At 44.4% G+C, this 12080-nt stretch carries 9 protein-coding genes and 1 riboswitch; of the genes, 7 read left to right on the top strand and 2 right to left on the bottom strand.

Features of this window, described 5'->3' with window-relative positions; translation table 11 throughout:
* Positions 1-13: 13 nt before the first annotated feature.
* From MHI32_RS26020 to MHI32_RS25995, 6 genes are all read left to right on the top strand, one after another.
* Complete coding sequence (locus MHI32_RS26020; protein WP_076302399.1) at positions 14-814, top strand: Nif3-like dinuclear metal center hexameric protein; 801 nt, start codon at positions 14-16, stop codon at positions 812-814.
* Positions 815-898: 84 nt separating this feature from the next.
* Positions 899-1072 carry a hypothetical protein gene (locus MHI32_RS26015; RefSeq protein ID WP_169744809.1) on the top strand — a complete coding sequence of 58 codons (174 nt, stop codon included), beginning with the start codon at positions 899-901 and terminating at the stop codon, positions 1070-1072.
* Positions 1073-1506: 434 nt separating this feature from the next.
* Positions 1507-1693: riboswitch (cyclic di-AMP (ydaO/yuaA leader) on the top strand.
* Positions 1694-1798: 105 nt separating this feature from the next.
* The gene (locus MHI32_RS26010) at positions 1799-2608 is read left to right on the top strand and encodes an alpha/beta hydrolase (RefSeq protein ID WP_339169733.1); all 810 of its coding nucleotides are present in this window, start codon (positions 1799-1801) and stop codon (positions 2606-2608) included.
* Positions 2609-3211: 603 nt separating this feature from the next.
* Positions 3212-4273 carry a selenide, water dikinase SelD gene (gene selD, locus MHI32_RS26005; protein ID WP_340012770.1) on the top strand — a complete coding sequence of 354 codons (1062 nt, stop codon included), beginning with the start codon at positions 3212-3214 and terminating at the stop codon, positions 4271-4273.
* A 58-nt stretch (positions 4274-4331) separates the two neighbouring features.
* Positions 4332-5369, top strand: coding sequence for a tRNA 2-selenouridine(34) synthase MnmH (gene mnmH, locus MHI32_RS26000; RefSeq protein WP_076130476.1), 1038 nt, complete (start codon positions 4332-4334; stop codon positions 5367-5369).
* Between the two features lie 35 nt (positions 5370-5404).
* Positions 5405-6517: a cysteine desulfurase family protein gene (locus MHI32_RS25995; protein ID WP_340011296.1), complete on the top strand. Its 1113-nt coding sequence runs from the start codon at positions 5405-5407 to the stop codon at positions 6515-6517.
* Between the two features lie 537 nt (positions 6518-7054).
* On the opposite strand, the gene MHI32_RS25990 is transcribed toward MHI32_RS25995, so the two are convergent.
* Together MHI32_RS25990 and MHI32_RS25985 are read right to left on the bottom strand one after the other, a co-directional pair.
* The gene (locus MHI32_RS25990; RefSeq protein ID WP_340011294.1) at positions 7055-9040 is read right to left on the bottom strand and encodes an exosporium glycoprotein BclB-related protein; all 1986 of its coding nucleotides are present in this window, start codon (positions 9038-9040) and stop codon (positions 7055-7057) included.
* A 200-nt stretch (positions 9041-9240) separates the two neighbouring features.
* On the bottom strand, positions 9241-10233 hold the full coding sequence (locus MHI32_RS25985) for a LacI family DNA-binding transcriptional regulator (RefSeq protein ID WP_076128039.1): 993 nt from the start codon (positions 10231-10233) through the stop codon (positions 9241-9243).
* Positions 10234-10595: 362 nt separating this feature from the next.
* Here MHI32_RS25985 and gtfA point away from each other — a divergent pair, with 362 nt between their 5' ends.
* The gene (gene gtfA, locus MHI32_RS25980; RefSeq protein WP_076128037.1) at positions 10596-12038 is read left to right on the top strand and encodes a sucrose phosphorylase; all 1443 of its coding nucleotides are present in this window, start codon (positions 10596-10598) and stop codon (positions 12036-12038) included.
* Positions 12039-12080: the final 42 nt, after the last annotated feature.

Below are 12080 nucleotides of genomic sequence, written 5' to 3'. Positions count from 1 at the left end.
GAACCGAGGGATGATGATAGTGAGCCTCACGATTAGAGCGATTTTGAAAGATTTAATGGGAACTGTGGAACAGGTAGAAGGGACTGTGGATATTCTGAACCCAGGGGAACCGGAAACTGAAGTCACAGGGATTATTACGGCCTTTTCTGCCACACAAAATATTGTGGAGCAAGCAATAGCGTTAGGAGCCAATTTGCTGATCACGCATGAAGGTGTATTTTATAGCCATCATGCGGCGAACGAGTGGTTAGAAGGTGATCCGGTTTATCATGCGAAAAAAAGTCTGATCGGACATTCCCCAATAGCTATTTTTCGTTATCATGATTATTGGCATCGGCAAGAGCCAGATGGGATTATGATGGGTTTGCTGCGAGAGCTGGATTGGTCAGACTATGTGGAAGAGCAGCAAGCGGCTGCTACGATTCTCACTATTCCTGCCATGACTGTACTGGAAGCTGCTCAGTATATTAAAAGTAAGCTAGGGATCTCTTATGTACGCGCTGCTGGTGACCTGTCTCTGTCCTGCAAACGCATAGGGATATTAGTAGGTTACAGAGGGGGCGGGACGATGGCTATTCCACTTTTTAATGATCACAATCTTGATTTAATTATTGCTGGAGAAGGACCAGAGTGGGAGACTCCGGAATATGTGCGGGATGCAGGGCACCAAGGCAGATCTAAAGCGCTCATCATGTTAGGTCATGCGGAGAGTGAAGCGCCGGGGATGAAATATTTAGCTGAAATCTTAGCAGACAAATATCCCATGCTTCCTACCCGGTTCATTGCTGAACAACCCATCTATCAGATGGTTTAATCTGGGGAAATTAAGAGTACGGAATAAATAAACATATTATGGAGAAAATGAAGGGAAACAGGTCACTGAGAAAGGAGTGTTTCAATGGAAATTCCTTTGGAGGCTGATGAAGTATTAAGTCGGATCAAAAAGCTGCAAAGCGACGGAAGCTCGATCAGTAAAAAACAAGTAAAGCAAAGCGACCCAGAGCTTATGAGAAGTGCGCTGTTCTTTTTTCCAAGCTGGGAGCATGCATTGAAAAACGCCGATCTTTTGTAGCCATAGTATTGTAAAAGGAAGCTAAGTGGACAGGGGGATATCTCTGATTCTGCTTAGCTTTTTTCTTTTTTATGAAATCATTCGTGCTGTTCATGTGAAATAATATTAACAAGCTTGCCAAACGGATCGGGGACATAGAAACGACCAACACCCCAAGGTACAGAAACTGGCCCAATATTGGTATTGAAGATTGTCGTTTCTTATTAAATAGGAAAGTACTGGTGAATCACCCCCTTTTTCGCTTGCTTCAGAGCTGTTTTTCTAAAGAAAACGAGTAAACAAGAGCAAAAGAAAGAGAAAATGAAGAGTATGCTTAATATGAAATGAAAAGCATTGCTTTCAACATTATTTTGACCAGAGCCCTCCTTTACAAGAAAACCTTACAAGAGTATGATTCATCTCAGAACTGAGAATTATCTTAAATTTACAATTACATAAGCAATCCGCTTAATTTCCGTTTCTGGAAAGCGGGGGAACCAACAACTGGCAGCCGATGTGAGAGTCGGCACTGGTTATGGGGTGAATCCTGTTCCGGGTGCATAATATGCATCCCTGCAGGTAGGGCAACTCTCACTGCCCGAATCCGACAGCTAACCTCGTAAGCGTATGGAGAGAGGATGAATGGCGTGTTTAGTGATGAATAGCCACAGAGAATCCCTCTGTGGTTTTTTGCTGCGTTTTTAAGCAGATATAGTCGTAGAATTTATTATGAAAGAGGTGTTACCTTTGCCTATCGCTAAACTGAACGGAACTTCGCTCTATTATGAAATCAATGGAACTGGCACTCCGGTTGTGTTTATCCATGGACATGGATTAACACACAGTATGTTCAAACCACAGCTGGAGTATTTTTCCGATAAATATAAAGTGATTTTGTGCGATTTACGGGGGAATGGCAAGTCTGGTAAACTGCTGGAGGCCCCACATGAGATTATTGAGACGCAATGTCTGGATCTGATTATGCTGTTGAATGACCTAGGTATCCGTGAAGCAGTTTTTGTAGGAATCGCCTATGGTGGCTTAGTCGTTCAGCATATTGCCAAACAATATCCTGAGCGTGTAAAAGCCATTGTGGTTGCGGATAGCTTTTGTAGGACTCACGGATCAACAATAGTAGGGAAAATACAAACTATGGCAGCATATTGCAGTTTACTAATGTATTATCTCCCAAGCGAGCTGGTGTTGCCTTCGATTCGGATGATGTACCGAGAGCGCTGGAGTCTGGCCTACAATGAGATTAGAAGAGGGCTGCTGGACAAACGTCCCCGGGAGCTATATCGGCAAAGGCTGGCTACGAGCCATGTTGATTACACCAGATGCTTAAAGGCTTTTAAACGTCCTGCTTTATGTATTGTAGGGGACTTTAATGAATTTGGAGTGAATTGTATGAAGGAAATGGTGTCTCAGCTGCCACATGCGCAGTTGGCGATTATTCCGAACGCATTAGATCCAAGTAATCTGTGCCAGCCGGAGCAATTCAATGCGATTCTTCAACGTTTCTTAGAGAAGCAGCAGGGTACTCAGCAGATTAGCTGATCTATAGGGAGACCTTCGCAAGCGAAGCGTTTAAGTGAGAAAATAGGCGACCCATAGCCAGGGCGGAATGAGCTGGCTATGGGTCGTCTTTCTGGGAAGAACTTTAGGGGAATTCTCCCTAAAATGAAGGAGATTATGGCTCCTAGAACGTAGATTAGGGAAATCCTCCCTAATAATAGGATGTTTTTAGCCATAAATGGGTATTTGCATGAATTTTTAGGGAGGAATTCCCTAAAAACCTCATTTTAAAGCGATTATCGATGAACATTAGGGAGGATTTCCCTAATATAATGGACATCCAATTAAAGGCTGGCTTATCCGTAGTGAAATCTACGAATGAGCCAGCCTTTGGTTATTTTACTAACCGATGGATGTTGAACATTTACAAGCATATTGTACCTAGAACGCTACTTAATGTCCCTACCCTACCACAGCACCAAATATAGCTCACCCGACGTGGGAAAGAACTGTAGGCCCTAAGTAGTGAAGGTAAGTGTATAGAAGGAGGCGTAGTAAGCAACGCATCTGCTACTCTTGCATTTTGTACAATGCGATCTACTCGTGTAAGATTAAGATAATTCATACTAAAGGAGCTGAGTCATGATGTCTCAAGCTGAAACTATAAAACTGACTTCATTATCTTCAAAAGGGGGCTGTGGCTGCAAAATCGGTCCCGCCGATCTCATGCAGGTTATTCGTAGTCTGCCACCAACTGTTCCTAACCCGGATCTACTAGTAGGTCTTGATACTAGTGATGATGCAGGGGTGTACCGTTTAAGTGATGAATTAGCGTTAGTGCAAACTGTTGATTTTTTCACGCCGATCGTGGATGATCCCTATTCATTTGGTCAAATTGCAGCAGCCAATGCATTAAGTGATATTTATGCGATGGGTGGAAAGCCGCTTACGGTGCTTAATATTGTGGCCTTCCCTATTTCTGTTTTAGATAAAAGTATTCTCGGTGACATTTTGCGCGGTGCAGCGGATAAAGTACAGGAAGCAGGAGCTACTCTTGTGGGCGGACATTCCATCGACGATAAAGAGCCCAAATTCGGATTGGCCGTTACGGGCCTTGTGCATCCTGACAAAGTAAGAACGAATGCGAGCGCCAAGGTGGGAGACAAGCTGATTCTAACGAAGCCTATCGGTGTGGGGATCTTAACAACTTCCATTAAAAAGGATCAGCTATCTCCTGAAGAAACCACACGCCTTACGACAGTAATGTCTACTTTGAATAAAAAAGCGGCTGAAATCATGGAGCCTTATGATGTACATGCTTGTACAGATGTTACCGGATTTGGGCTACTGGGACATGCCTCGGAAATGGCTAAAGGGAGCGGCACGGGCCTGATCATTCGTCAAGGCGATGTACCGATGCTGCCAAGAGTAAGAGAGCTTGCGGAACAGGGATTTGTTCCAGGAGGCACTAAGAATAACTTTGCCCATCTGGAAGGCAGCATTCTTTATCCGGAAGAGATGGACCAACTAAGCCGCTATATTCTATGTGACGCTGTGACTTCTGGCGGACTGCTGATCTCTGTGGCCCCTGAACAAAGCGAAGATTTGCTAAAAGAGTTAGTAGATGCAGGGGTAGAAGCGGTATTGATCGGAGAGGTAACGGAAGAGCATCCGGGTCAGATTACGGTTATAGCTGCTGTGGAATAACTGTTGTATATCAGCTTAGAGCAAATTATGAAGGTTAGCCACCAGAGGAGAGAGCATATTGTTTCAGGACATTACACTGGAAGAACTTAGAGTGTTAAAAAACAAGAAGCAGATCACCATTATTGATGTTAGATCTCCTTCTGAATATAAAGATGCAACGCTGCCGGATAGTTTGAATATTCCTTTTTTTGATGATCAGGAACGGGCTGAAGTAGGGACGTTGTATAAACAGACAAGTGTGCAGGCCGCGAAAGAACGTGGTTTGGAGATTGCTGCGGCAAAACTGCCTTCTTTTGTCAAAGAATTTGCAGCGATTCAAGGAGACAAAGCAGTATTCTGCTGGAGGGGAGGTATGCGCAGTCGTACAACTGCGACCGTACTCTCTTTAATGGATATTCATGCTTACCGGCTGATAGGCGGCTATAAGGCTTATCGTAAATGGGTGCTCGACGAATTGGAGTCCTATGAATGTAAGGCGAAGTCTTATGTGATTCACGGAAATACAGGCACAGGTAAAACCAATCTGTTACACCGTCTGAAGACACAGGGGTATCCTGTTCTGGATTTGGAAGGGATGGCAGGTCACCGTGGTTCTATTTTTGGTGAGATTGGCCTTCGTGCGAACAATCAAAAAACGTTCGATAGTCTTCTTTTAGAGGAGTTAATTAAGATCGGAGATTCTCCTTATGTACTATTTGAAGCGGAGAGCAAAAAGATTGGTAAGGTAGTAATGCCCCCATTTATGGCCGAGCAAAAAGAGAGCGGAACGCAGATCTGGATTGAGATGCCTTTGCATGCCAGAGTGGAGCAAATCCTTGAGGATTATCGGCCAGTAGAATACAAGGAGCAATGTATTTCTGCATTTCGGAGTATTAAATCCCGAATTCATATCCCTATTGCGGCAGAAATCGAGCGATGCTTGCAGGCAGATTTGTTCGGCGAAGCTGTGGCGCTGCTGCTAGAATATTACTATGATCCTAGATACGATTATACGTCCACTCAGTATGAAGGCATTGAGAGAGTTACTTTTAAAGTGAATAATCTGGATGAAGCTGAGACTGCTGTGCGTTCTTTTTTAAAACGTCAGGAAGTATAAGTTTCGCGTTATGGTTAAAGGGGGCTTTACTTAATATGATCTATTTAGATTACAACGCTACAACACCAGTAGATAAGGAAGTAGCAGAGGTTATGATCCCTTATCTTTACGGTCATTTTGGGAATCCTTCAAGCAGTCATTCTTTGGGGCGGGAAGCTAAACTCGGAATAGAGCAGGCAAGAACACAGGTGGCTGATTTCCTGAATTGTGCGCCGGGTGAGGTGCTTTTTACCAGTGGGGGTAGTGAGTCTAATAATACTGTCATTAAAGGAGTAGCCCAAACGTATCGCCATAAAGGTAATCACATTATCCTGTCTGCTATTGAGCATCCAGCGGTAATTAAACCTTGTCAGTACCTGGAGCAGATGGGATACAACCTGACTTATGTACCAGTTGACTCGTATGGATTGGTGCAGGTTGACGATGTGAAAAAGCAGCTCACGGACCAAACCATTCTGGTCTCCATCATGCACTCTAATAACGAAACGGGCACGATCCAGCCGATCAAGGAAATAGCTGAGGTCTGCCACGAACGGGGTGTTCTTATTCATACAGATGCTTCACAGTCTGCGGGAAAAGTAGACCTCGATGTAGCGGATTTAGGGGTGGATTTTCTAACGCTTGCAGGCCATAAATTATATGCGCCCAAAGGCATTGGAGCACTGTACATTCGGGACGGCATTCACATTGAGCCTTTGATACACGGTGCGGGCCATGAACAGGGGCGAAGAGCGGGGACAGAAAATACACCTTACATCATTGGCTTAGGAAAAGCCTGCGAGCTTGCTGCTGACTCTGATTCTAGAGAAAGAGTTAAGCAAGTTACGGAGTATTTCTATGGAAGACTGCAGGAGTCTTTTGGCGAAAAAATTCATTTGAATGGTCATAAACACAAGCGCTTGCCTAACACCCTTAACGTTAGTTTTCTTGGAGCAGTGGGTCATGAAATCATCGATTCCCTGGAAGCTGTGGCGGCTTCAACTGGCTCAGCGTGCCATTCCGGTGAAACGTTGATTTCGCCTGTTTTAAAGGCTATGCATGTGTCGGAGAACATTGGACGGGGGGCGGTTCGTTTTAGTGTGGGACGATATACGACTACAGCGGAAATCGATGAGGTCATCGATAAGCTGAAGGTGTATTTGTTATAAGCTGAAATCGTATTAGTTGTGAGGTTCGTTTTTGCAAACAGTGACAAAGTGTGAATCCTAGTGAACGGACTATGATTCTCAGTGAACGGATTATGGCTCCCAGTGAACGGATTATGGCTCCCAGTGAACGGATTATGGCTCCCAGTGAATGGACTATGATTCTCAGTGAACGGATTATGATTCTCAGTGAATGGACTATGGTTCCCAGTAAACGGACTATGATTCTCAGTGAATGGACTATGGTTCCCAGTGAACGGACTCGCTATCGGACTCAGGCGCTCTTATTTGCAATATTTTCCTATTTTTGAGTTGCTATAGGACTCCATAGGCGTTATTAGTACAAAATAGACACTACTGAGCACCATTTCTGCCCAATAGCGCCTCTCAGGTCCGATAATCTCTCTAAACAGTGATAAATTAACGAATAGCGGCATCTGAGTCCGAAAGTTCAAGAGTTGAATCCGCATATTACAAAAAAGCATCTGCCACCTCCTTCAAAAGGAATCGCAGATGCTTTTTTAAAATTTGTTTTAGTGATTATACAATCGTAAAGCCAGCACTTGCATAACCAGTGACTGTATTTACAAGGGTGAGGCCTGTAGCGGTGGCTGAGAATACCATAAGCAAACGTGTCTGTGGAGTTACAGCAAAATTGATACCATTCGTAATTCCGCTGACAAAAGTTCCTAGATTTATAGTACCTGTGATAGGTGGGAGCGGTACTGTTGCGCCTGGAATAGGAGTAAATGTATTATTTGGTGTGGTCGATTGGTACAACTGTGCTGTTACATTTATCGTAGTACCAAGCAGCGATAAAGCTATGGTATTACTGAAGTAAGCAGCAATGGAAGTTATTACTCCTGCTCGAGGAGTTGAGAATGCAAAGTTGATAAGCGGTCCAAGGAGAGTACCTGTCAAATCAATATTACCGCCAACAAGCGAAATGCCTGTGGCTGAACTTCCGAAGCCTACAAGACTTGTTGTTCCAACCAAACCACCCAAAACCGTGGTCATAATAATAGGTCCTCCGGATGCCAGCGGAATAATTGCACCGTTACCGGTTGCACCAGTGACTCCGGTAATGCCAGTAGCTCCAACCGCGCCGGGATCACCCGTCGCGCCCGTTGCCCCCGTAGCTCCGGCAACGCCGACCGCGCCGGGATCACCCGTGGCACCCGTTACACCGGTAGCTCCGGCAACGCCGACCGCGCCGGGATCACCAGTCGCGCCCGTTGCCCCCGTAGCTCCGGCAACGCCGACCGCGCCGGGATCACCAGTCGCGCCCGTTGCCCCCGTAGCTCCGGCAACGCCGACCGCGCCGGGATCACCAGTCGCGCCCGTTGCCCCCGTAGCTCCGGCAACGCCGACCGCCCCCGGATCACCCGTCGCCCCTGTGGCACCCGTAGCTCCGGCAACGCCGACCGCGCCAGGATCGCCCGTCGCGCCCGTTGCACCTGCAGGGCCCGCCAAGCCGGCAGCACCCGTCGAACCCGTCGCGCCCGTTGCTCCTAAGCCTGGACCCGCTGGTCCTTGCGCACCTGTTGGTCCTTGAATCCCTTGCACACCCTGTGGTCCTTGAGGTCCCATCGCACCACCAGCGATTAACAAGTAATCTGGTGAACTGCCAGGTATTCCAGTAGGTCCAGAAACAGTAGCAATATAGGTGCTGCCATTGAAGGTTACTACTTGACCTGCTGGATAAGTAGGACTTTGTGCAGGATTAAAGATTACAATTCCTTGCAGCCCTACCCCTTGCGGACCCTGAGGTCCTTGAAGTCCAGGCGTTCCTTGAGGGCCTTGTGGTCCTTGCGGTCCTTGGGGGCCTGTGGAGCCACCAGCAATTAATAAATAGTCTGGTGAACTTCCAGGTGTTCCCGTTGGTCCAGCAACAATAGCAATATAGGTACTGCCATTAAAGGTTACTACTTGACCTGCTGGATAAGTAGGGCTTAGTGCAGGATTAAAAGCAACAATTCCTTGCAGCCCTGCCCCTGTGGTTCCCTTTGCGCCCGGAACCCCTTGCGCTCCTTGCGGACCCTGGGGTCCCTGTGGCCCTTGAGGTCCAGTCACACCTTTAATAGGTAATCCAATTGCTTGTGTAATAGAAGCTTGAATATGTCTGATCTGAATAATCAACTGATCTTTACAATTAGAGTCAATCTTCGTGGCGAGAATAAAAGATAATAACTCAGTTAACAACAGTTGAAGATTAGTGCCCACGCTTACGACAGAGAAGGGACTGACTTCGGTCGATACAATGGTTATCTCTACTACAGAAAGTAGCTCAGTTCTAAAAGGGCTGCATAACTTAGAGGTATGCAAGAATTCCAATAGTTCTCTTAACACTCTTTGCAGATTGGCAATATGAAGTGTTGTGGGATTCGTAAGTACGGGGGGCACCACTGCAGAGAGATCAGTGACTATTTTTAATAGTGCGTTACACTCCCTCTTTCTAATAGGACTGCTGATCCTTCCATGCTTGTTTAGGATAGCATCGCCTTTAAATGGTCTGTAATCAGGCATATTTCTATATCTCCTCCTTGAACTTCTCCTGTTCATTCCTTTAAAAAATGGGAACCTGCCCAATCAGCATATTCTGAGAAGCGGAAGTGGTTACAAAAATTGCCCTAAAAGCCGTTATTCCTGAAAGTCGTTATTAATGAAGTAATACAAAAAAGGCAGGCCACCGCTAATTACGGTAGTCTACCTTTTTAATAGATACGTTAAGTAGTCTCTCCCTTAATAAGAGTTACGTCTACAGTAGTGTTGTTGATTAGCTCTCCGTCAGCACTTTCGATCATTTGCAGGAGAGTATTGGTCAGCATGACCCCGATCCGATCACTAGGTTGCATAATGGTAGTCAATTTAGGACTCTGAAGCATGCGGGTAAAGCTGTGGTAATCATAACCGATGATTTTCAGTTGCTCGGGCACTCGAATGCCTTGCTGTTCAGCATAAATGTATAAAGCATAAGCCACAATATCATTACTGCAGAATACTCCATCATATTCTCGAAGTTGGGCCGGAGAGATATTTTCGGTGACGAAGGACCAAAAATAATCAAAGGTAAGCTTGTTGTGCGCGCCTTCGATAATATCGTAAGTTACACCATGTTTCATACTTGTGATGACAAAAGCATCCCGACGGCGATTCGCTAGAATATCCAGATCTAGCGGGCCGGAGATATGTAGCAGCCGTTTACAGCCCAGCTGTATCAAATGTTCGGTAGCTAACTCACCACCGCGGTAATTATCCGAGCCCACACAAGGGATATTGGAAGAAATAAAACGGTCAAAAGAGACAATAGGGAAAGGGACCTTTTTATAGCTTTCAATATTCATAGTGTGGCTGCACATGATAATGCCATCTACTTGATTCTGGCGAAGCATGCTAATATAGTTGGCTTCCTTCTCAGGATCGTCAAGAGAATTGCATATTAGCAATTTATAGTTTTTTTCATTAGCACTCATTTCAACATACTTGATGAGATCGGAAAAGAAAGGGTGGTTTGAATCTGGAACAATAATCCCAATAAAAAAGGATTGATTCTTCTGTAAGGCTCTGGCGATTTGATTAGGATGATAATCTAAGGCGTCCATCGCTTTTTCAACTTTTTTACGCGTCTCTTTGCTGATATATCCCCGGTTGTTCATTACTCTGGACACGGTAGCTACAGCAACGCCCGCCTCCTTGGCAACATCTTTAATACTTGCCATACCCTCATCCCCGTTTCATAAAATGCTCTAATCTATATTCTACAACTTTCTTGGATTGTTGACACTAATCGAGACTAACAATTGTAAAAGCATAGATAGTTATAATAGGTATGTTATACGTTACCACAAATATATGGATATAATATTAAATTCCAATAATTATAGCTTTATTTTATTGATTTAATTATATGAAAACGTTTGACATATTATTTGTGCATCTATAAAATTGGTTTTGAATAAACCTTCATCTAGGGAGGAACAAGATCGTTAGGAGAACGCTTTCATAAGTTGCATTAGTTTGATGATTTCTCAGACCTTATGAAGCAAGAGTGTATAAATTGAAATAGAAGGAGAACGCCAATATGCAGATTAAAAATGAAGCTATGCTTATCACTTACGCAGATAGCATGGGAAACAATTTAAAAGAACTAAACGAAGTACTGGATACACACTTGCAAGGAGTCGTGGGTGGGGTTCATTTATTGCCGTTTTACCCCTCTTCGGGCGACCGGGGATTTGCTCCGATGGATTATACCAAGGTTGATTCGGCTTTTGGTGACTGGGCGGAAATCGAAGAGATGAGCGAGAAGTTCTACATGATGTATGATTTCATGATCAATCACATTTCACAGCAGTCTCCATACTTTCAAGATTTCCTTAAGAAGAAGGATGCATCGCAATACAAGGATTTATTTATTCGTTACAAGGATTTCTGGCCTAACGGTGAACCAACTGAGGTTGATGTGGATTTAATTTATAAACGTAAACCGCGGGCGCCATACGTAGAGGTTACTTTTAAAGACGGGACGAAGGAAAAGGTTTGGTGTACGTTTGATGAGCAGCAGATCGATCTGGACGTGACTACGGAAACTACGAAGAAATTCGTAAAAGACAATCTGACCTTCCTTGCTGATAAAGGAGCATCGATTATCCGGCTGGACGCTTTTGCCTATGCCAACAAAAAGATGGGTACCAACTGCTTTTTCGTAGAACCGGATATTTGGGAAATGTTGAATTTGTCTAAAGAAGTAGTGGAGCCTTATGGCGTAACTGTTCTTCCGGAAATCCATGAGCATTACAGCATTCAATTGAAGATTGCAGACAAGGATTATTATGTCTATGATTTCGCCCTGCCAATGTTGGTATTACATGCTCTATATAGTGGAAAAGTAAATCGGCTTGCGCATTGGCTGGAAATCTGTCCGAGAAAACAATTCACTACCCTGGATACGCATGACGGCATTGGCGTGGTGGATGTTAAGGATCTGATGACCGACGAAGAAGCTGAAATGACCAGAGAAAGCCTATATAGCCAAGGAGCAAATGTTAAGAAAAAATATAGCTCCGCCGCTTATAATAATCTGGATATTTATCAAATTAACTGCACTTATTATTCTGCACTTGGCAATGATGATCAGGCGTATCTTTTGGCCAGAGCTATTCAGTGCTTCGCCCCTGGTATTCCACAGATTTATTATGTAGGTCTATTCGCTGGCGAGAATGATATTGAGCTGCTCGAAAGCACAAAAGAAGGACGCAATATTAACCGCCATTATTATTCTAAAGATGAAATTGCTGCTGAGGTACAACGTCCTGTTGTTCAAAAGCTGTTCGCATTGTTGAAATTCAGAAATAGCTGTCCAGCTTTTAATGGTGAGATCAAGATTGAACAAGGTAGTGAGAATGAGCTGAACATCACTTGGAAAAATGAAAACAGTGTGGCGAAGCTTGAAGCTAATCTGTTGACCAAAGAATACACCATTCTTGCAGGTGAGAATGAAGCAAATATTGCGAAGGTATTTTAATATTTCCTTTGATATCGAAAGGTGTTCCAAAGGCCAATGTAA

The organism is Paenibacillus sp. FSL H7-0690, from assembly GCF_037980415.1.
GTDB classification, from domain to species: Bacteria; Bacillota; Bacilli; order Paenibacillales; family Paenibacillaceae; genus Paenibacillus_AQ; species Paenibacillus_AQ odorifer.
This window is presented reverse-complemented; position numbering and strand designations above follow the sequence as displayed.